The organism is Halomonas sp. V046 (assembly GCF_052645355.1).
On the sequence record NZ_JBQXYF010000002.1, the window covers coordinates 183,109 to 204,087 of the forward strand.

At 63.8% G+C, this 20,979-nt stretch carries 14 protein-coding genes; 3 read left to right on the forward strand and 11 right to left on the reverse strand.

The window, feature by feature from the left end; translation table 11 throughout:
• Nucleotides 1-7: 7 nt before the first annotated feature.
• Nucleotides 8-955 carry a VOC family protein gene (locus ACUN9Y_RS03240; protein WP_445459243.1) on the forward strand — a complete coding sequence of 316 codons (948 nt, stop codon included), beginning with the start codon at nucleotides 8-10 and terminating at the stop codon, nucleotides 953-955.
• 4 nt (nucleotides 956-959) lie between these two features.
• Nucleotides 960-1,319 (forward strand): Rieske (2Fe-2S) protein, encoded by a 360-nt coding sequence (locus ACUN9Y_RS03245; protein ID WP_445459244.1) that lies wholly within the window; start codon nucleotides 960-962, stop codon nucleotides 1,317-1,319.
• A gap of 411 nt (nucleotides 1,320-1,730) precedes the next feature.
• Here the strand turns inward: ACUN9Y_RS03245 and ACUN9Y_RS03250 are convergent, their stop codons facing one another.
• The 11 genes from ACUN9Y_RS03250 to ACUN9Y_RS03300 all read right to left on the reverse strand — a co-directional run bounded on the left by ACUN9Y_RS03250 (nucleotide 1,731) and on the right by ACUN9Y_RS03300 (nucleotide 19,411).
• Nucleotides 1,731-2,255: a hypothetical protein gene (locus ACUN9Y_RS03250; RefSeq protein ID WP_445459245.1), complete on the reverse strand. Its 525-nt coding sequence runs from the start codon at nucleotides 2,253-2,255 to the stop codon at nucleotides 1,731-1,733.
• Nucleotides 2,256-2,504: 249 nt separating this feature from the next.
• Complete coding sequence (locus ACUN9Y_RS03255; RefSeq protein WP_445459246.1) at nucleotides 2,505-3,056, reverse strand: hypothetical protein; 552 nt, start codon at nucleotides 3,054-3,056, stop codon at nucleotides 2,505-2,507.
• Between the two features lie 112 nt (nucleotides 3,057-3,168).
• A complete protein-coding gene (locus tag ACUN9Y_RS03260; protein ID WP_445459247.1) occupies nucleotides 3,169-3,615 on the reverse strand; it encodes a hypothetical protein in 447 nt (148 codons plus the stop codon).
• Between the two features lie 314 nt (nucleotides 3,616-3,929).
• Entirely contained in the window at nucleotides 3,930-5,123 is a 1,194-nt protein-coding gene (gene peaD / locus ACUN9Y_RS03265) for a quinohemoprotein amine dehydrogenase subunit beta (RefSeq protein ID WP_445459248.1), read from the reverse strand.
• Between the two features lie 63 nt (nucleotides 5,124-5,186).
• On the reverse strand, nucleotides 5,187-5,510 hold the full coding sequence (qhpC, locus tag ACUN9Y_RS03270) for a quinohemoprotein amine dehydrogenase subunit gamma (protein WP_445459249.1): 324 nt from the start codon (nucleotides 5,508-5,510) through the stop codon (nucleotides 5,187-5,189).
• A gap of 2 nt (nucleotides 5,511-5,512) precedes the next feature.
• Complete coding sequence (gene peaB / locus ACUN9Y_RS03275; RefSeq protein ID WP_445459250.1) at nucleotides 5,513-6,943, reverse strand: quinohemoprotein amine dehydrogenase maturation protein; 1,431 nt, start codon at nucleotides 6,941-6,943, stop codon at nucleotides 5,513-5,515.
• A gap of 161 nt (nucleotides 6,944-7,104) precedes the next feature.
• Entirely contained in the window at nucleotides 7,105-8,772 is a 1,668-nt protein-coding gene (peaA, locus tag ACUN9Y_RS03280) for a quinohemoprotein amine dehydrogenase subunit alpha (RefSeq protein ID WP_445459251.1), read from the reverse strand.
• Between the two features lie 195 nt (nucleotides 8,773-8,967).
• Entirely contained in the window at nucleotides 8,968-9,972 is a 1,005-nt protein-coding gene (locus ACUN9Y_RS03285) for an MBL fold metallo-hydrolase (protein WP_445459252.1), read from the reverse strand.
• A 122-nt stretch (nucleotides 9,973-10,094) separates the two neighbouring features.
• The gene (locus tag ACUN9Y_RS03290; RefSeq protein WP_445459253.1) at nucleotides 10,095-11,663 is read right to left on the reverse strand and encodes a sulfatase family protein; all 1,569 of its coding nucleotides are present in this window, start codon (nucleotides 11,661-11,663) and stop codon (nucleotides 10,095-10,097) included.
• A gap of 201 nt (nucleotides 11,664-11,864) precedes the next feature.
• Entirely contained in the window at nucleotides 11,865-18,662 is a 6,798-nt protein-coding gene (locus ACUN9Y_RS03295; RefSeq protein WP_445459254.1) for an AAA family ATPase, read from the reverse strand.
• Nucleotides 18,659-19,411: a response regulator gene (locus ACUN9Y_RS03300; RefSeq protein ID WP_445459255.1), complete on the reverse strand. Its 753-nt coding sequence runs from the start codon at nucleotides 19,409-19,411 to the stop codon at nucleotides 18,659-18,661. The genes ACUN9Y_RS03295 and ACUN9Y_RS03300 overlap by 4 nt, the downstream gene beginning before the upstream one ends.
• A 506-nt stretch (nucleotides 19,412-19,917) precedes the next feature.
• Between ACUN9Y_RS03300 and ACUN9Y_RS03305 the strand changes: the two genes are divergently transcribed.
• Complete coding sequence (locus ACUN9Y_RS03305; protein WP_445459256.1) at nucleotides 19,918-20,973, forward strand: TRAP transporter substrate-binding protein; 1,056 nt, start codon at nucleotides 19,918-19,920, stop codon at nucleotides 20,971-20,973.
• The last annotated feature ends 6 nt before the right edge of the window (nucleotides 20,974-20,979 follow it).

A 20,979-nucleotide genomic window follows, 5' to 3' on the forward strand; every position in this document is an offset into this window, starting at 1 on the left:
GGCAACTATGCAAATTATTGGGCCAGACGAGGTCGTATTCGGTGTCGACGATATCGGTGCATCAAGGTCATTCCTGCTGGACTTCGGTTTGACGGAACGACTGCAAGAGGATGGCAGTCTGCGTTTCGAGGCTCTGGATGGCACGGCGATCCGCGTTGACCATCGCGACTCGGCATTCTTGCCTGAGCCGCTGCCGACGGCCAACAGCCTGCGCCAGACCGTGTGGGGCGTAGAAGATCAGGCGGCCTTGGACATGATCAGAGCGGAGTTATCGACTGACAGGGAGGTTGCCGTCTCGCCGGAAGGCCGCCTGACGTGCACGGATGATGTAGGCTTCGAGATCGCCTTCCAAGTCACCAACCGTCGCCACCTCGATCTGCCTGCCGAGCAGATCAACTCGCCCGGAGCGGAACCCGGACGCGCGCTGAACGACATCGGGGCAGATGAGCAAGCACCTGCATTGCCACGAACGCTTTCCCACGTGGTGTATTTCACTCCGGACGTGGAGCGCATGCAGCGCTTTTACACCGAGAGGTTGGGATTCGTTGTCACCGATCGATTCACTAACACCGGCCCCTTCCTGCGTCCACAGGCCAACGATGATCATCATGTCCTGTTTCTTATTCAGACTCCGGAATATATGCAGGGCCTCGAGCATGTTGCCTTCCATATGCAGGGGCCATCCGAGTTGATGTCGGCGGGGACTCGCATGATTAACAAAGGCTACGAGAGCTTCTGGGGGCCAGGTAAACACAAATTCGGATCGAACTGGTTCTGGTATTTTAATTCACCGATGGGTGTGCATGTCGAGTACGACGCGGATATGGATAAGCATGATGAGAACTGGGTCGCCAGAGAAGCGGCTTCCAACGCCGAGAACTCTCAGGTGTTCCTGTTCCAGAGCACCCCGAAATGGGCCCCGATGGGGGGGCCGCCTCCGGGTGCCGGAAAATAGAGCCATGGCCGCAGGCTGGGTATACTTGGCAGCGCTGGAGGATATTCCGGAGGGGGAGTCACGCGGATTCGACCCACTCGGCATTGGCAGGGATAGCCTCTTCGTTGTGCGACGAGATGCAACGACGTTTCTCGCTTATCGTAATGCTTGCCCCCATATTCAAGGGGCACGCATGGCCTGGAAGAAGGATCACTTTCTGAGCAGCGACGGTAGATATATTACCTGCTTTGCACATGGCGCGTTGTTCCGAGTGTGGGATGGTCACTGTGTCTCCGGCCCCTGTCTGGGAGATAAGCTGGTCAGTCTCGACCTGAAGATCTGCAGCCACAAGATCTACGTTTGGCTGGAAGACCTCGTTGGCTAATCTCAGGGTAGTGGGGGTAGCCAAGTGATGTCGTGCATCGAGGCGACCTGGCTTAGCCAGCACTCGGGCGCGATAACATCATGGACGACGAGGGATGCTTCCAGCGAGAGGTTGAGCACGGCATTCATATCCGTAGGGCGAAAGGAACGAATGATCTACGAGGCCGCGATGCGTTGAATCGGTGCCGTTGTCTGCTCGGAAAGCAGAAGCGGCATTGGTGGTCTGTTTTAATTTAGTGGTGGATGGGTGTGTTATTGTTGGACTCGAAGGCTAAGTGTAGGGGGCAGCTTTCGGCCATAAGCGGTCTTTTAGGAACCATTGATATAGAGCTTTAATGCCTAGCTCTCGTGCCAGTTTGGAGCCGTGAAGCGGCGGAAAATTGGTTGCCGTGCAGCCGATTGTGAAATTTTGTTAGAACATCTGGTTGAGATGCAACATTGGCAAGTAGCCACGAACTTTGTCCCTCAAATCTTCTCTTAAGGCGGGCTTCAGCCGCTCTCTTTCCTTGGGATGCCAATGAACAACATAGAAACCAAGCGTGTTGCCCAAGTCAAAATCTCCCTTTGATCGCCACTCACGTTCGAAGGTCCAGTCAACCTTCCCGTGCTCGAAGCGCACGTGACGCCATTTTTCTGAACTGGGAATCCAATCACTTTCGTCATCTGGGAGATAGATAACTGGTCGAGCTCCCTGATTAAAAGCGGAGTTTTTGCTAACGGCAATGCCATAAAATCGATATCTGGCGTTTTCCTCATCGCTTTTTTGAGCGAAAAGCTTTACCGCTGACAATGGGCACTCGGAAAAGCATACGGCAGGTGTATTGCCTTTTATGAAACCGGAATTCGTGCTGCCGCGTAGTTTACCGTCGTTCAATACTTCACAGAGTACGTCAAGTGCAGAGTGCTCCGAGTTGTCGGCGGGCTTACCATCTTGCAATGGGGGGCCTATCCTCTCACGCGTGAGGTGGACAAGACTCTCAGTAAAATCAGCTCTAAATTCTTTCATACATCCTTAATTTAACATTTTGCAGCATTTGCGCCTACGGAATGTAGCCGAAGGCACAATGTAGTAGGCGTCTCTGATATAACGCTTGGCACAGGTGCCGGTTTGGAGCCGCAGTGCGTCGGAAAAGCAGTCACCATGCTACGACTTGTTAGGAGGATTAACGCCATAGTAAAAGCACCGCTATCCGCTGAGCGCATTAAGGAACTCCCAGTTTTCATGGAATGTGCCCAGGTCACGGCTGGCAGTATCATATTGCCTCGCCATAAAGGCCCGCTTATCAGCCTTCTGCAAACCTCGTCCTTCGATGCACCGCCCATCAGTAAACAACCATGGGTACAAGTGATAATTCTTTTGCTTCCCGTGTGTTTCGACCAAACAACGCAACAGTTCGTTTGGAGGGACATTGAGAAAAACTGGCTTCGACTTCCTTTCATGAGAAATCAGGATGATGCTCCAAATATCGGCAGGTGAGGACTCCAGGGCTGAGTGGTTAAAAACAAACCATCCTGCGGCTTTGAGGCTTTTATCAAACTCAGTAGTTGCTAATGACGGCCGATAATCACGAGACATCTTTACCTGTACTGAGACAGTCTTCCTACCAGCCGAATCAGTAACCAAAAAGTCTATTCCTGTGTCTTTCGTCGGCACCCAAAGCCGCAGCCCTTGGAAATTCTTTTCAACATGCTCGCCAAAAACAAACTCGCCAGCATGAACTGTAAAGATCGGCTTCAAAATCATTCTCCTAACGCTTCATTAAGTGGATTATCGCTCAGGATCAACATTAAACCAAGGCCTCCAGATCCCAATTAAGCGACTCTCCGTGTAAAACCGTTCCGCTGTTGAATTATCGGAAAAACGAGTTGTAAATGAAAGCCCCATCTTGTTGTTGATTATATTGATCGGTGCGCTGTGGCTGTTGAATACATGCTACGGTACCGTAGCGCACCTGGCAAGAAGTGGTTACTGTACGCTGTTTCTGATTGTCCCCCGGAATTTGGTGTTGGCGGGCAGGAAAACCTCGCATGATATGGAGAGAAAGTCGCTTCTTAATGTTTGTTGATTTACCCACATACAAACAGGGAAACTCCAGTTCAGGAGGCCACCAATCCTTGAATTCAACATCGACCAACCTGCCACTAGGCCCCTTCAAGACAATATGACAATTTGCCGCCAACAGCTCATCTCGATCTGCAATCCACCAAAAGGCATAGACTCCGGCCAACTCAGGAAGCGCAACCCTGTTACCTAGACATATCTCGGATATTTTTCTTATTGAAGATGCAGAGTGCACAACTTCTCCTTCTCACACTTAGCATAGATTATCATGTAAGCTGCATAACAAGGCTGAATCAGCATGCCGCTTTTGCCGGAAGGGCTGCTTTGGGTCGAAAGCGGCCATCGTATATAGATAACCAGAGCCCCTCGCACTCCAGGCCCCAACCTCCGATCAATATAGAACAAAAAAGCGGCCTATATGCAGGGCCGCTTTCAAAAAATCTTAACGTTGATGTTTCGTTTGCTTTTATCTCTGGCTCACATCCGAGGTTTCAGCCCCCACGGGGCTGCCTGTCACCACGGAATAATGCCGAAAAGGTCGCTTCGCGCCTACGACCCAGGGTCCGATATATACGCTACGCGCATGTCTGTGGTGGACATGTCGCCCGGTAGTTGAATGCTCTTGATCTTCTCCAGGGTGTCGGCGCGGTGGACGGAGATGTCGCTGCTAGTGCCGCCGGCGTAGACCGTCTTGCCGTCTCTTGAGACGTTGACGGTGTAATAGGTGTGGGGCAGGTCGTAGCGCTCGGTGATGGTCTGGTTGGCGATGTCGATCTTGTGCACGCCGTTGAAGACGCCGTACAGGGTATTGTCGTCGGTGGGGTCGGTGGCGAAGTTCATGATGACTTCGCTCAAGGGGGCGATTTCCATGCGCTCGGCCTCGCCGGTGGCAAGGTCCACCCGGGCGATGCCCCACCACCAGTTGGCGCTGGCCATGTCCTGGTTGTCGTCGGCAAACTCGGCGGTGGAGTACGGCATGATGTACTCGTGGGCCGGGCCGCCCTGGGTGTGCATGGCGAAGGCGTCCGGGGTCGACCAGCGGGGGCCGCGGTCCCAGTTCTGCAGTGCCATGACCAGGCGGGTGTCGCCGGTGTTCGGGTCGATGGCCTTCAAGTCGCCGCCGCCGAGGATGACGTCGCCGGTGTCGGTGGCGACGATCTTGGTGATGCGGCGGTCCACCGGGAAGGTGCGCACCGCCTTGGCGTCGAGGCCGTCGGCGACGTTGAACACGGCAAGCCGTGGCTCGAGTACCTCGAAGTGGTCGAGCTTGAGCTGGGTCGGGTTCTGCACCGTGTAGACCTCGGTGCCGTCGGCGCTGACGGCCACGGACTGAAAGGACTTCACGGTTTCGCCGGGGCTCGACTGGGCGGCGTGGAAGGTCACCTCGCAGCTTTGGATGTCGATGCCGATGATGTCCTGCCACAGGTTGCTGAGGATGTAGACCACCCTGCCGTCCGGGGCCGGGGACATGATGCCGGAGCCGAAGGGGCCTGGAATCTCGCAGCTACGCACCAATTCGTTGCTGGTCATGTCGATGACCTGCAGGTCGTTGGGCCGGGTGACCGTCAGCAGGTATTCCTTGCCGCCGGTGTGGGGGCCGTCGATCTCGGCGCCGCTGGCATCGACGCTGTGGGCGCTGGCCATCGTCGCGGCGCCGGCCAGGCTCACCAGGGCGGCCACGGCGATCAGCGCGGCGGTCGGCGGGTGGATCGCGCGTTGGGGTGGGGGGATGATGGTCGTCATCGTAACTCCCTGTTGCGTTTCAATATCGTCGAAGGCGCTTAAGCCCCTCGAGGGCGTGTCCGGTTACCTGTCGTCTTCGACGATGCCATCGATGCGCCGCCAGTCCTGGTCGACCTTGTCCACGCCGCTGCCCCACTCGGGGTAGCTATTCATGGTGTCCGGCACCTGGGCCGGCCACCAGCAGGCGTCGGCGCAGCCGTAGAGGTCCGATTCCATCGGCTGGCACAGCGAGGCCAGGCCGCCGAAGGCGTCGATCTCCCAGCCGGGGTCGGCGGTGGCGGTGCAGCCGACGATGGTCTGCATCGCGACCACTTCTTCGCGTTCGTCGGTGCCCTCCGCGGCGTCCAGCAGGCGGGCTTTGTTGTTCAGGGACTTGAGGTGTTTCATGGTCAGGCACTCCTTCTCGGCGACACGTGCGTGGCGAAGAAGCTCGGGTTGTCGTGCAGGATGCGGGAGTAGGCGGCGATGCCGAAGTCGACCCAGTCGCGCATCAGGTCGCAGTAGTGGTAGGTCGGCTGGGTGGCGTCGCCGACCTTGGCGTAGCTCTCGTGGTAGCAGCCTCCGGAGCACAGGTTGCGGATGCGGCAGGTTTCGCAGCCGGTGTCGCTGCGGTCCAGACGGGCCTCGACGAATTCGGCCAGGCGTGGTTTGTCGATGCCGTGGTCGACGTCGCCGAACAGCGGCATGTCGGAGCCGGTAAAGCGGTGGCACAGGTTGATGCCACCCTGGTGGTCCACCGCCAGCAGGCCGACGCCGGCGCCGCAGGGCAGCAGCTTCTTGTTGCCTTCGTGCATGTCGGTGAGCAACTGGTGCATGTTGCCGAAGCCGAGGCTACGCCCGGCGATGGCGCTGTCGATGTAGCGCTCGCCGAGCCGCTGCATGCCGGCGAAGACCTCCTTGAGCTCGCCGTCGGTGAGGTTGTAGGCGGCGATATCGCCGGCGGTCACCGGGCCGAAGCCGACCTCGGTGAAGCCGAGCTCGTGATAGAGGTGGTCGAAGATCGCCTCGACGTCGGTGATGCCCCGGGTCAGGGTCACGCGGCAGCCCACCGGGCGGGAGCGGTAACGCGCCAGCAGCATCTCGACCTTGCGCTTGACCACGTCGTAGGTGCCCTGGCCGCCGACGGTGATGCGGTTCTTGTCGTGCATGGCCTTGGGGCCATCCATGGACACCGTGATGCCGACGCGGTGCTCGTCGAGCCAGTCGACGAGCTTCTCGGTCAGCAGGGTGGCGTTGGTGGTCAGGGTGAAATCGACATCGGCGTCAAGGGTGGCGAAACGCTCTTCGCAGTAGCCCACCACGTCACGGATCAGGGCCATGTTCGACAGCGGCTCGCCGCCGAAGAACACCACGTTGTAGCGCGGCTGGCCGGGGGATTCCTTGAGCAGCATCTCGATCGACGATAGCGCGGTATTCAGCGCCATCTTCTGGCCCTTGGAGGGGGTGGTCAGGTCTTCCTTGTAGCAGTAGGTGCAGCTCAGGTTGCAGCCGGTGTTGACGTTGAGCACCACGGTCGTCAGCGGGAAGCGCTTGATCTTGACCGGGTCCGGGTTGATCTGGACCGCCTGGCCGGGGGCCTCGATGACCTCAAGCTGGCGCAGTTCTTCCACGGTATCGCGGATGTCGCCCTTGCTGTGGCGTGGCTCCAGCGTCTGCAGCGCCGTCTCGTCGACGCTGCCTTCGCGGTCGAACAGGGCCAGCAGGTCCCGGCTCAACGCGTCGAGCTCGAAGAGGCCGCTGGTCGGAATATGAAAGAGCATCTGCCGCGAGTGGACGTCTACCCGGTGCAGGTTGGGCTCGACTAGCCGCATGGCTCCCATGGTCACCTCGGTCTGAGTTGTCGTTGTCGTCAGTTGCGCTGGCGTCGGGGGCGGTCGCGCCGGCGTCGTCGTTCAGGGGCTGGGCGGCCCGGTGTCTCGGCGCCGCCCGGTGCTGCTTGCTGCTGTTGCGCTCACGGCTGTTTCGCTGAGGTTGGCCTGTGCTACTCGATCACGCGTTTGACGTAGTCCTGCACGGCGACGATCAGCCGGCCGCTGGCGGTGATGGTTTCGCCGCCTTCCTCTCGGGTGGCGATGGCCTTCAGGCGGCCGACGTTGTTGGCGCGCTTGGGCCGCTCCGGGTTGGGCCCGGCATCGCCAGGAACGAAGACGCCGTGCTCGTCGAAGCCGCCCGCAAACTGGGCGTCTTGTTCGTGTTCGGCGATCTCGTCGGCGGGGGCGATGGACCAGGTCACCGGCATATAGCCCAGGCGCAGGTCGTCGTCGCTGCCAGCCTTGCCGTCGGGGCCGGCGGCGTAGCCGATGGCGCGGTAGGGCACCGGCATCTTGGCCAAGGGGCCGGCGTTGCCGCCGATGCGTGCCACGGCGTTGGCCGGTTCTACCTCGAGTCGGGCGAGCTTGTCGTACACCACCAACGACTGGCCAAGGCTTGCCTCCCCCACGCCGACGTCACGCGGACCGAGGGTGGCATCGCTGGCGGCCTGGACCCGCAGGCGCAGGCCGTCCGCGTCGCGGTCGAGGATTTCCAGCACCGCGATGCCCGCGCCGAGGGACGGCTCGCCGTCCAGGTGTTGGCCGACGATGGTGATCTCGGTGCTGTCTCCGCGCTTGAGATAGCTCGGCGAGACGCTCAGCACCTCGGCCGCGGCATCCGCGCGAATGGCGCGCAGCGGGCCGCCCATCACGTCCATGTCGGCGCGGAACATGCGGCCCTGGAGGCGTTTGCCGTCGCCGTCGGTGGCCAGCACCTGACGCCAGGTAGTGCCGTCGATGTCGAGCTCGCCGCGCCACTCGTAGCCGCTGTAGATGCGCGCCGTTCCTTGCCCGGTCAGCACGCTTCCGTCCGCGCTGGTGCCGTCCAGGCGCAGCGCCAGGCTGCCGTCGTCCTGGGGAATGGCGCTCATGCGGGCATCGAAGTCGCCGCGGCGCGGCAGGTGGCCGACCAGGCGCCAGTCGCCCTCGAGTGCTGGCTTGTCGGCGTCGAGCCACTGCTGCCAGGCGGCGTTGTCGAAGCCGTAGCGCTCGGCGAGCCGCGGCGCCACCTCATCGTGGGCGATGCGATACCAGGGGCGGTCCCGGGCGAAGGCTTGAAGTTCGGTGGTGGGGAACTGGGCCATATGGAAGTTGACCAGGTACTGCCATTCCTGCTCGGTGCGACGCTGCAGGGCGACCCGGGCGCCGGAGTGACAGCGGGCGCACATGGTTTCGAGCTCGGGATCGAGGCCGCTTTCGGCTCGGTTGGTGTCCTGTTCCAGCAGGTAGCGATAGGGCGCCGCCTCGCTCGGGGCCAGGCCCTGGGTGTCGGCCAGGTACTGCACCAGCGGCGCGATGTCTGCCTCGGCCAGGGCCACGCCGCGCAGGTGGATCATGCGGTTGATGGTCATGCGCCAGCCTTCCGGCGTCTTGCGCTGGTCGGAGATGCGCGAGTAGCGGGTGCTGCCGTCGTCGCGCTGGGCGGGGAGGTGGCAGGCCTGGCAGCTCTGCTGAAGGATCTTCGCCCCGGGGGCTTGGCCCGTCTGCGCGGCGCTCGACACGGCAGCGTCGCTCTGGTCCTGGGCCTGGTCCTGGGCCTGGGCGATGGTGAGGGGGAGCAGGAGAACGCTGGCGGCGCACAGCCAACGTCTGGCGTTATGGGTGTTGTCGGGGCTCAAGACCATCACTCCTTGCTTAAGGCGGGCCTGGCGATGGCGGTTGGCCAACGGTCTGCCCGATTCTTGTCATCGTCGTCACGGTGGTTCCACTCTACGCGGCGTCGGTAAACGAGCTTGCCGGCAGTCGTACGAAGTTGTGCGAAGTTATGACCAGATGTAACGATCGGGGCTCATCGCGGTGATCTGGAACCCCGATCATTCGAAGACGTCGCCATCCTGGGCGAGGGTGAAGTTGCCATCGTAGTGCTCGGCCATCTCATCGATCACCGTCTGGTCGTTGACACCGAAGAACAACGGGTGAATCAGGATGAGCTGCTCGGGCTCAAGGGTATTGGCGATCTCGGCCAGTTGGGCCGTCGTGGTGTGGGCGTCAAGCATGTAGTCCTGCCACTTTTCTGGCAGTCGGGCCAGGCCGGTGGTCGACATGACCTCGTGCAGCAGCAGGTCGACGCCGGAGGAGGCCTCGACCAGGTCCTGGGAAGGGCGGGTGTCGCCGGAGATGACGATGGTCTTGTCCGGTGCCTCGATGCGATAGCCGAAGGCCTGTCCCTTTGGCCAGTTGCCGTGATCCACGGCGATGGCGGAAATGGTGACGTAGGCATCTCGATAGACGACCCCGGGGCCGGTCAGTTCCTCGACGATGCCCGCGTACGGTTGCCCTTCGGGCAGCGGCAGGCTTTGCAGCCGGTGGTCGATGTCGACCCGATACGCGCCTACGATACCGTCGACCAGCTCGCGGGTGCCTTGCGGCCCCCAGATGCGTACCGGCGTGTTGCGGCGCAGAACCCAGCCTCTAAGCAGTAGCTCGGGCAACCCGAGGATATGGTCAGAGTCGAGGTGCGTCAGGAATAACGTGTCGAGGTAAGTCGGATGCAGGGGCAGATCATAGCTTGCGCGAGAGGGAAATACGCCGCGCTTTTCCTCGCGTTCGCGGAACTGGCCGAGTTGGCTCATGAAGCCCGATCCTGCGTCGAACAGATAGACCTCCTTGCCGTCGACGATGACCGCCGTTGCGGTGCCGGACCTGCCGTCGATGATATTTGGTGTGCCGGTCCCCAAGGTAACAACGCGAGTGGGAATGCTGAGCTCGTCTTCGGTGATGAGGGCCGGATCATCAGCCACAGCGGCGGAGGCGTAGCCTCCGGCGAACGGGCTTGAAAGGAGAAGCACGCAGGAGAGGCATCGGGCAACGACAGACATGAGGAGTCCTCGGGGGCGATAGGGAGGTCGGTTGCTATAACTGCTAGTCGGCCGTTGGGGGACGGCGTCTGTGATCAGCGTTCTGGCCTGGCTATTTCAAGTAACGGTGTCAAGGCTCGGCCTCAAGGTGCCCCGCCAAAGGAGGGCAAGATTGTGGTCTGTATCGCCCAGTTGTCGCCGTAGCGGCGGCGAAACTCGTCGGGGTGCGACAGCGAGCCTTTCGCGGTGCCGCCGCTCCAGAGATCGTAACGGGGGCTAGTGTATTCATCGAAGAATGCCGTTAGGCGAGCGTCCAGATCCTGAACGACGTCGTTCAGGGTGGCGTCTGCGACGATATTGCGGCGTTGCTCGGGGTCTGCTCGCATGTCGTAGAGTTCGTTGCCGCCAAAATCGCTATCCAGGCGCTTCCAGTAGGCGTAGCGATCGGTGCGAATGCCGCGAGTCTCGGTCTGCTCGTAGAACACTGCGTCGTGGACGGAAGGGCTGTCAGCATCGTTGATCAGGCCCTTGAAGCTGCGACCCGGAGAGTTGGGTAGTGGCGTATCGATACCGGCCATTTCGAGGATTGTCACCGGGATATCGTACTGGCCAATCAGCGCTGGTTCGCGGTGATCCTTTAGGCCTTCGGGGGAGCGAATGATCAGCGGAATCTGAAAGGCCGTTTCCTGGAGCGTGGATGGAGAGCTCATCACGGTGTGAGTCCATAGCCCGTTCTGACCGTAATAGGTCCCCTGGTCTGAGCTGTAGATGACGATGGTGTTGTCGTTGAGGTCGCGTCGTTCGAGAGCGTCGAGCAGGCGTCCGACGTTGTCATCGACCAAGGTGTTTTGGGATGCCATGTTGGCTCGGGAGGCATGATCGCCGGCCATGCGGGTCAGTACGGTCTTGATCATGCGGTTGAGGAAGTGATCACTGTCGTTGCTGCGGGCGAAATCGATCAACTGATCCACATAGTTGGCATTGAACGGCTCCTGAGGAAAAGAGCTTAGAGGTTGATCTACGTAGCTCTGGTAGTGACGGTTGCGGGCAGGCCCCATATTGGTTGGCGGGTCCATGTAGGGCCCGTCGAAGGAGACGTTGAGAAAGAAGGGGTCGTCAGCGTTGACGTTGTCGATGTACGCCACCGCTCGGTCGCCGAAGTAATCCACCATATGCTGACCTTCCACGCGAATGACGTCACCGTTGTCGACGACGTCGTTACGCCAGAAATCGAGGGTATGGCCGCTGGTGAACGTGATCCAGTAGTCGAAGCCAAGCGAGGCTTCCCACGGCTGGCCCAAGTGCCATTTGCCGATCATCGCCGTTTGATAGCCATTCTCCTTGAGCGTGTACGGCAGGCTTCGAAATTCGGCAACCGCCGACCAGTCTCTCGGCCAATCCTCCATCTGTTCGTCGTTGAGCCAGTCGTGAAGGCCGTGCTGGGATGGCATCAGGCCGGTCATGAGTGTCGCCCGGGTCGGTGAACACATGCCGTTGACGGCGAAGGCACGAGTGAAGGTGACTCCCTCGTCGGCGAGCCTGTCGATGCTCGGTGTGCGAATGTCGGGATTGCCGTAAGCACCGAGCAGGCCGGCGTGTTGATTGTCGGAGACGATCAGCAGGATATTGGGCCGATCGAGTGCGAAGGCGCTGCCGGAGACAAGCCCCAGGGCGACGGTCATGACAAGTCGGGCTCGGTGTGATCCGGACATCGCGGGTCTCCATTGGTGAGAGCGAGTGGCATCGAGGCGCAGCGCCGTAGCGCCAGCCGCCAGCCCCGTGGGGGGAGTCTCAGCATAGGGTGTCGTGGTAAACGAGCTTGGCGCCAGTCGTACGAAGTTGTGCGAAGTTATGACCAGATGTAACGACCAGAATTAGCAACCGCGCCGTCGTGGCGAATCCGGCGTCTCGGCTCAGTCTGCCGCCCTGGTGGTCCTCTGCCCGGTGATCCTCTGATCGGCGATCTTCTGCTCGGCGATGGCGGCGTGAGAGGCGGCCAGGCAGGCGTCGATGGTGGCGTCGAGGTCTGCGAGGGCCTGCGGGTCGAGCTCGTCGGAGCCCAACTGCCGGCACTGGTGGGCGGCGGCGCTCAGGCCCAGGTTGGCGAGGCTGCCGGTGAGCTGGTGAAGCAGGCGCTTGCGCTCCTCCCTGGATGTCGCCAGCGCCAGAGACGTAAGCCTTGCACGGCGCTGGTCGTCGAACTGTGCAAGCAGGGTGGCAAGGCCCGGCGCGCCGAGGGCGTCGCGGTGCTGGCCGAGCAGCGCGCGGTCGATCACGTCGCTATCGTTCACACCGCCATCGTTCGAATCGCTGTCGTTTACACCGCCGTCGTTCAATCCACTGTCGTTCATACCGCTGTCGTTCAAACCGGTGGGCATCGGCGGGGGGGCGGTGGCGGGAGGAGACGTCGGTGCGGGGGGCAAGGCGCGCGGCCGCGGCGTTGCCGGGGATGCTGCCCTGCTGCCCAGCGCCGCGCTTGCCAGCTCGCGGTGCAGGGCCTCGACGTTCACCGGCTTGAGCTGGACGGCGTCGATGCCGGCGTCGCGATAGCTGTCTCCCGGGCCGGGGCGTCGGCCCGGGGGCGCGGTCGCGTTCGCCGCCGCGGTCAAGGCGACGATACGCACCCCGGCGCGGCGCGGGTCGGGGTGGGCGCGCAGGCGCTTGGCGACCTCGCGCCCATCGAGGTCGGGCAGCTGGATATCGAGCAGCACCAGGTCGACGGCTTCTGCGTTGTGCCGGGCGACGGCACTGGCGCCGTTCTCGGCCAGCAACACGCGGTGGCCGGCCTGCTCGAGCAGGCCCTTGGTGACGCGGCGATTGATCTCCTGATCCTCCACCAACAGTACCGTCAGGGGCGGGGTCGCCGTGGCGGCGATGCCTGGCACCGGTGCCACTGGGGCCGGCGAGGACGGGACTGGTGAGGACGGGGCTGATGAGGCGAGCGCCGATGAGGATGGGGCTGATGAGGCGAGCGCCGCGCCGCCTGGCACGGCGTAGCGTAGCGTGACGCAGAACCGGCTGCCCTGGTCGGGCTGGCTATGGAGCCGTATGTCGCCGCCCTGGAGCTCGGTCAGGTGGCGGCAGATCGATAGCCCGAGCCCGGTGCCGCCGAAGCGGCGCGCAATGCTCGGGTCGGCCTGGGTGAAGCGCTCGAAGATGCGTGCCTGGGCCTGGGGGGCGATGCCGATGCCGCTGTCGCTTACCTCGAAGGCGAGCGTCCAGCCGTGGTCATCGGCCTGGCGCACCGCGACGCACAGGCCCACCTCGCCGGTCTCGGTGAACTTGATGGCGTTGGTGGTGAGGTTGAGCAGCACCTGGTTGAGCGCCCGGGCGTCGCCGTGGACCTCTCGGGGGACCGTCGGCGCGATGGCCAGCGTAAAGGCCAGCCCCTTCTCGGCGGCGCTCGGCGCCAGTAGCGTCGCCAGGTTCTCCAGCACCTGGTGAAGGTCGAAGTCGCCGCCCTCTATCGCCATTTGCCCGGCTTCCAGCCGGGTCAGGTCGAGCACGTCGTTGAGGATCGCCAGCAGGGATTCCCCGGATTGCTGCAGGGCGGCGAGCTGGTCGCGCTGGGTCGGGTTGAGCGGTGAGCGCAGCAGCAGTTGGGCCATGCCGAGAATGCCGTTCATGGGGGTGCGTATCTCGTGGCTCATGACCGCGAGAAACTGGCTTTTGGCCTGGCTGGCCGCCTCGGCCTTGTTGCGCGCAAGCTCGGCGCGTACGCGGGCCTGGCGTTCGCCGATATCGATTACCGAGCCTTCGAACTCCTGCTCGCGCTCGCTGCCTTCGACCCGGCGGGCGGAAAGCGCCAGTTGCACCTGGCCGCCATCACGGTGGCGCCAGCGGGTCTCGATACCGTGGAGGTGGCCATGGCGGGCGAGCTGGGCCAGCACTCGGCGCCAGTCGCGCAGGGCCATGAAGCAGGTCTTGACCGTCGCCGGCCCCTCGCGCAGAAAGGCCTGGGGGGAGGCGTGGCCGAGCAGCCGCGCCAGGGCTGGATTGACCGCCAGGAAGCGTCCCCGTTCGTCGATGCGAAAGATGCCTTCGCTGGCGTTCTCGAACAGCGAGCGATACTCCAGTTCGGAGCGCTTCAGGCGCTGGTACAGCTTGGCGTTTTCGATCGAGATGGCCGCCTGGGTAGCGAGGATGCGCAGGGTCTCCAGGCGTTCGCGGTTGAACACGTGGCGGCTGTCGCGGTGCTCCAGATACAACACCGCGGTGAGGTCGCTGTGGTAGAGCACCGGAATGCACAGCAGCGACTTGGGGTGGTGCTGCCACAGGTAGCGATCCTGCTGGAACAACGGATGTTCCAGGGCGTCATCGAGGACCACCTGCTCGCGGGTGCGGGCGACGTAGCGCACGATGCTGGTGGCGAGCTGGTCGAAGGCGTCGGCCAGGTGCTGGGGCTCGGTGCGCACGCGGATCGGGGGCGCCTGGGGCGTTGCGCCGTCGTCCACCAGGTGCGCCGAGGCCTCGATGATCAGCGACTGGCCGTGGCTGAGGATCAGCGCCCCGCGCTGGGCCCCGGCGTTTTGCAGCGCCAAGGGCATCAAGCGCTCGAGCAGGCGCTCGAGCACGATTTCGTCGGAGATCGCCTGGGAGGCATCGATGACCGAGGCCAACTCCTCCCCCGGCGGTGCGCCGACCGCTGCCGACGTCGCCTCCCGCCAGGGTCGCCGGGCATCGCCAGCGGCCGGCGCTGCGTCCAGGTCGGCGCCGAGTATCGACGCCAGGGCGGGGTCCTGCTCGTGGCGGCGGCGCATCTGGGTCAGCTTGGCCTCGGCGCCGAGGGCGCGATAGCCGAGGTAGGCGGCGCGCAGGAAGGTCTGGGCGATCTCGATCTTGTTCCAGTGGCGATAGAAGTCGGCGGCAAATTGCCGAGCCATGGCCGCCTCGAAGTGAAAACCGTGAGACTCGGCGTGGCGGATGGCGTCGTCGTAGTGGGCCATGGCGCGGGTGTGGCGGGCGCAGCGGCGCTGCCACTCGGCGCGTATCAGGCTGACCCGGTGGCGATGGTTGGCGGGGCATTCCCTGACCAGGCGTCGCAGCACCACCAGGCGGCGATGGTGGGCGAGCCTCTCGCGAAGGTCCGGGCGGGCGCTGGACCGGCGCAACAGGGCGAGGGCGCGAAACATCAACAGGGTGGGCATGGTGAAGGTGCCGCGCACCGAGTCGCGCAGGCCATAGGCCCGTTCGATGTGGGCCACGGCGCGCTCGGGCTCGTCGAAGACCAGGGCAAGCTGGGCTCGGTAGAGGTAGTGCAGGCAGCGCGCGGTCTGATGGGAGGCGCCGCTGCGTGCAGTGTCCGGGGCTGCGTCTGGGGCGACGTCTGGGGCGGCACCTGAGTCGGTACCTGGGTCGGCATCTGAGCCGGCGGCGTTACCGGTCAGCGCGTCGAGCCAGATCAGCGCCTCGCGGGAGTACTCGACCGACTGCTGCTGACCCAAGCGCTCGAGGGTCTGGGCCTGCTCGGCGAGTTCACGCCGTGTTCGCGCCAGGTCCACGGCCAGGGGCAGGCGGTACTGGATATGGGCGGCCAGGGCGTAGGCGCCCCATTCGCGATCGCCGATGTCGATGGCCCGGTGGCCGAGGGTGACCAGATCGGCGCAGCAGGTGGCGAGGGGCTCGCGGTGGTGGCGCACATAGATGTTGTGGACGATGGGGGTGCGATAGCGCGACAGGGTTTGACCGTCGCGCGCCTCCAGGGCCAGCGCCAGGCGCCCGAGGCGATAGCCCTCGGCGATGTGGAGCAGGTCGCCGCACAGCACGCCGGCGTAGCCGGCCAGGGCCTGAGACACGCCGGGGCAGCGGCCGTGACGCAGGATCAGGTCGATCTGCCGCGCGGCGACCAATGGCCTTAGCCGCGGGTCGGACAGTTTCACGGCACCGAACATGCTCTCGAGGATCGGCATCGCCGCGAGCCGGCCGGGATCGGTCATCGCCGGCAGGGCCAGCCATTCGCGTTCGCCGTAGCGCGCCAGGCGTCGGCGGGTGCGCCACAACGCCATCCAGCGGCGCTGTGGGCTGGGTGCCTTGGGCATCGTCACCCCGAGTCCGGCGAGCAGCGTCAGGGACTCCTTGAGGGCGGCATCGAAGCGGTTGTGGGCGACTTCGGCGAGGATGCGTAGCCGATAGACCCGACCGCGATCCAGCAGGCTGCGGGCGTTGGCCTCGATGGCGGCGCACAGGGCTTCGCTGCGCTCGTCCTGACCCAGCACGCCGGCGACTTCGGCGGCGTTGATGTGCAGGGCCAGGGTCAGGTCGTAGTGCCTCGACCAAGCGTCGGCGCCGAGCAGTGACAGGCCGGTCGCCAGGTAGTCCAGGCCGGTGTCGAAGGCCGCGGCCTGCCGGGCGCGCAGGCCGGCCTGGAGGTTGTGGCCGGCCAAGGTGAGGCGCTCGTCGCCGTCGCTGAGCCGGTTGCGCCCGAGGTTGTAGTGGTCGACAACGTCGAACAGTCGGCTGTCGAGGACTTCAGCGGGCAGGCCGCGAATCAAGCGGCGGGCGATGGCGAGATGACGGTCGGCCAGCATCGTTGCATCGAGGGGCGCGCAGGCGGCCTGCTGAATCCGGTCGTGGGAAAAGCGATAGCGAGGGGAGGGCGTTGGCCACCCTGGGGCAACAGGCGTTAGTGGCGCTGGCGGCGCCGAGGCCGGGAGCGGTGCCTTGGCGATAGGTGCCTTGGCGATAGGTGCCGTGGGTCCGCGGTCGAGCGGCACGATCATGCCTTCGGCAAGTGCTGGCGCGAGGCGGTCGGCGAGCGCGTGCGGCGCGCTGCCGGTGATCATGCTCAGCAGGCCAAGGGTAAAGCTGCCGCCGAGGCATGCCCCGTCTATCAGCACCTCGCGCGAGGCCGGCGGTAGCCGCTCGAGGCGCTGGGCCATCAGCTTCGCGACGTTGTCGCTGATGTCGCGATTGTCGATGTCCGCCTGCTGCCACTGCCAGCGTTGGTTGCTGAAGTGAAACACCCCCTCGTCATGCAAAGAGGATAGAAACTGTTTCAGAAAGAAGGGGTTGCCGCGCGTCTTGCGATGGCAGGCCGTGGCCAGCGCCGTGCACTGCGCGGGGGTGTGGTGGAGCGTATCGGCCAGCAGCAGGCGGATCTCGTCCTGGCTCAGCGCCCCGAGGGTCAGCTCGAGCGGGCCCTGGGACTTGGCTCTCATCTGTTCTCCCCGCCGCTCTCTCAACCGTTCTCTCAGCCGCTCGAGGCTTCGGCTCAGCGGCGAGCCGGCGGTCACTTCGTCGCCGCGATAGCTGCCGATCAGCAGCAGGCGCGGTAGCGCCGGACGACCGGCCAGGGTGTCGAACAGGGCCAGGGAGGCGGGGTCCGCCCAATGCAAGTCGTCGAGAAACACCACCAGCGGGCCGCGCTGTTCGCTGAAGACGCGCAGCAGCGCCATGACGGCGCGCGGGAAGCGCTCGTGGTCATCGACGAGTGGCGGGAGGGTATCGGCCAGCGCCGCTTTTTCGGTCACTGGCATGATGGCGCCAAGCTCCGGCACCAGCTTGCCCATCAAGGCGGCGTGGGGGCCCAGGGCCTCGGCGATGGCGTGTCGCCACTGGGTCAACAAGGCGTCGGGTTCGGTCAACAGTGGGCGCACCAGTTCGCGCAGCGCCTGGCTGATGGCCGCGTAGGGGCGATTGCGGCGAAACTGCTCGAACTTGCCGCCGATGAGCCGTCCGCCGCCGATGGTGACGTCGCGGCGCAGCTCCTGAACCAGGCTCGACTTCCCTACGCCGGCCGCCCCTTCGATCAGCACCACGCCGCCACGACCCTCGGCCGAGTGCGCCAAGGCGCTGCGCAGGGCGTCAAGCGGCTCGCGCCGGCCGTACAGACGATGGGACAGCCGGAAGTGCGGCGAGCGATCTTCTCGGCCGAGGCGAAAGCTCGGCACGTAGCCGAGCTCGAGAACGCTCCGCTGGCAGTGGCGCAGGTCGTGAACCAGGCCGGCGCTGGACTGATAGCGCTCGCTGGCGTCCTTGGCCAACAGCTTGTCGATTAGCCGCGAGACCATCTCCGGCAGCGCCGGACGCAGGCGCCCGGCGGGTATCGGCGACTTGGCGATCTGGCTGTGGGTGAGCGTGGCCCCGGCCTCGCCGGCGAAGGGCGTCTGACCGGTCAGCACCTCGTAGAGGGTGGCGCCGAGCCCATAGTAGTCGCTGCGATAGTCGATGCTGCGGTGGATGCGGCCGGTCTGCTCGGGGGCAAGGTAGGGTGACTCAAGCGCCATCGGTCGAGGCGCTTCGGCCTCTTCACGTCCCAGGCGTGACGCCTGGGTGAAGTCGATCAGGGTCGGTTCGCCACGCTCGGGATGTATCAACAGATGGTCTGGGGTGATCTGCTTGTGGATAACACCGGCGTCATGCAGGCGCCCGAGCAGTTCGGCCAGGGCAATGGCCTGGGCCAGCCAGTCGGCCCACGGCGGCGGTGGCGAGGCGATCGACTGGCGCAGGGGCACACTGGCGGTGTCATCGAAGACGCTGATCAGGCCATCGTCGACGGCATGGCTGTCGCGTAGGCGAATGACACCCGGCAGGTGCAGCGTCGCGAGCAGGCGCTGCTCGTTTAGCGCCGCTTCCAGCACCGCCCTGGGCGTCGCCGCCGGCCAGTGCTTGATGATCACCCGACGCTCATCGTCGAGGCGGCGTGCCCGCAGAACGCGGCAGTGGGGACCGGACGACAGCGTCTGTTCGATGCGGTAGCCCCAGGCGATCATGAGCAGCTCAGCTCACCGGCGAAGACGTAGCCTGCGCCATGGGCGGTCAGGATCAGGCGGGGGTCGTGGGAGGGGTCCTGAAGCTTGCGCCGCAGGCGACCGATCAGCACATCGATGGTGCGGTCATTGGGGGTCCATTCGCGCTGACGAATGGCGTCCATCAACTGGTCGCGTGACAGCACCTGCCCGGGGTGGGAGAGCAGCGCCAGCAACAGCTTGAACTCACCCTCGGGGAGGCGATGGCTATGCTGGTCGGGGCCGGTCAGTTCACGCTTGCGGGCCTTGAGCGACCAGCCCTCGAAGCGCCACAGCGAGGCATCAGGCGACGACTGGCCGGCATCCTCGGCGAGCACCCGCCACAGCAGATTCTTGACCCTGACCAGCAGTTCGCGGGGGTTGAAGGGCTTGGTGACGTAGTCATCGGCGCCCATCTCCAGGCCGACGATGCGGTCGATGTCGTCGCCTGCGCCGGTCACCAGGATGATGCCGATACGCGACTGTGCGCGCAGCTCTCGGGTCACGCTGAGACCGTCGCGGCCGGGTAGGCTGATATCGAGCAGCACCAGATCGACGCCGGTATCGTGAATCAGGGGCTCCAGCGCATCGGCGCTGTCGCGGGCGCTGACGCGATAACCGGCCTTCTCGAAGTAGCCGACCAGCAGGTGACGAGAGGTGGGATCATCCTCGACGATCAGGATATGGGCATTGGCAGGATCGTTCGGCATGCAGGCTCGGTGTTGGTGGGACATGGACACTACCTCCCTGAAGGCACGCGTTCGCGGCTTGATGGCGTGCCTCGCTGGGCGAATGGGGCTTTCGATAGCTTCAGCATGGGTGAGTCGCGCCGCCTGCGCCCGCCGCATCTATGCTCGGTCGATGGCGGGAGCGCGGAGGGCCGTTGCGCAAAAAGATAGTTTCTTTTGCAACAAAAAGTCCAGAATGCAAGGACGTATATCAAGGTAGAGCGGGATTCATGGTTGCAAATATTCGTTGTTAATCATCCGGATGAAAGATTTATAGACCTATGTCTAAGCGTGTTGCGTCGCTCGTTTAGTTGCCAGGGAGACTAATCAGCAGGCAAGGTTGAGCCACCCTGTAACGCTCGCGAGGCGCAGGTGCGACTAGGGCGTTTGTGGTGGCTTCTCGGGCCTTATGGCGTCCGTTGGCGAGCCGCCCGTCGCCGTCATCGCCCTCGCGGTGCTAACGACAATGATAACGGCGGCTGTTGCCGCCCCGTGACGACGGAGAAACGCCCATGAAGACCGCCCACGCCTTGGTCGGTGCTGCACTCACGACCCTGACCCTGGCGGCCCCGAGCCAAGCCCAGGCCGCCGAGACCCTGACCGTCAGCAGTTGGGGTGGCCCCAACCATGGCATCAACACCATCGTCTGGCCGACCTGGAAGGCCTGGATCGAGGATGCCACCGAGGGCCGCGTGACCCTGGAGGTGGTTCACGACCTGGGGCCGCCCGCCGCCCAGATGGCGCTGGTGGCCGATGGCGTGGCGGATGCCAGCTGGATCTTCCATGGACACATGGCGGGGCGCTTCGAGCTGACCCAACTGGCCGAGTTTCCGACCTTCGAGCCGTTCTCGTCGGAGACCGCTTCGGCGGCGTATTGGCGTACCTATCAGGACTATCTCGCCCAGGCCAGTGAGCACCGCGGCGTCGATGTCATGGCCGTGGGGGTGCATGGCCCGGGACAGATATTCACCGCCGAGAAAGCGGAGACCTTCGCCGATCTCGACGGCCGTCGCCTGCGGGTGGGGGGCGGCGTGATGAGTGACCTGGCCAGTGCCATCGGCGTGACGGGCGTGGCGCTGCCGCCTACGGGTGTCTACGAGGCCGCCTCCCAAGGGGTCATCGACGGCGCCATGCTGACCCTCGAGGGCTTGCGCAGCTTCCGGGTGGCCGAGGTCGCGCCCTACACCCTGACCGTGGACGGCGGTTTCTATCGCGGAAGCTTCGCGATCGTCGTCAATCCGTACTTCTGGGATCGCGTTTCCGCCGACGACAAGGCCGCCATCGAGTCGGTCTCGGGGGAGTCCCTGTCGCGCCTGTTCGGCTACATGATGGATGTGTCCGACGAGCGCGGCGTCGAGTTCGCCAAGGAGATGGGCCACACCTTCACCCAGGCCAGCGCCGAGGACATCGCGATGCTCAAGGCGGTCAACGAGGAGCTGATCGTCGACTGGGCCGACAAGGTCTCCAACGGTGATCTCGATGCCCGCGAGGCCCTCGATTTCTTCCGTGAGCAGCTTGCCGTGGCCGATGGCGACGACAGCATCGCGCCGCGCGTTGTCGGCGAATAAGGCGGA

Bases quoted from the DNA above. Each gene is read 5' to 3' on its own strand.
- ACUN9Y_RS03240 (WP_445459243.1), top strand. From the start codon at position 8: ATGCAAATTATTGGGCCAGACGAGGTCGTATTCGGTGTCGACGATATC.
- ACUN9Y_RS03245 (WP_445459244.1), top strand. From the start codon at position 960: ATGGCCGCAGGCTGGGTATACTTGGCAGCGCTGGAGGATATTCCGGAG.
- peaD (WP_445459248.1), bottom strand. From the start codon at position 5,123: ATGACGACCATCATCCCCCCACCCCAACGCGCGATCCACCCGCCGACC.
- qhpC (WP_445459249.1), bottom strand. From the start codon at position 5,510: ATGAAACACCTCAAGTCCCTGAACAACAAAGCCCGCCTGCTGGACGCC.
- peaB (WP_445459250.1), bottom strand. From the start codon at position 6,943: ATGGGAGCCATGCGGCTAGTCGAGCCCAACCTGCACCGGGTAGACGTC.
- ACUN9Y_RS03285 (WP_445459252.1), bottom strand. From the start codon at position 9,972: ATGTCTGTCGTTGCCCGATGCCTCTCCTGCGTGCTTCTCCTTTCAAGC.
- ACUN9Y_RS03290 (WP_445459253.1), bottom strand. From the start codon at position 11,663: ATGTCCGGATCACACCGAGCCCGACTTGTCATGACCGTCGCCCTGGGG.
- ACUN9Y_RS03295 (WP_445459254.1), bottom strand. From the start codon at position 18,662: ATGATCGCCTGGGGCTACCGCATCGAACAGACGCTGTCGTCCGGTCCC.
- ACUN9Y_RS03300 (WP_445459255.1), bottom strand. From the start codon at position 19,411: ATGTCCCACCAACACCGAGCCTGCATGCCGAACGATCCTGCCAATGCC.
- ACUN9Y_RS03305 (WP_445459256.1), top strand. From the start codon at position 19,918: ATGAAGACCGCCCACGCCTTGGTCGGTGCTGCACTCACGACCCTGACC.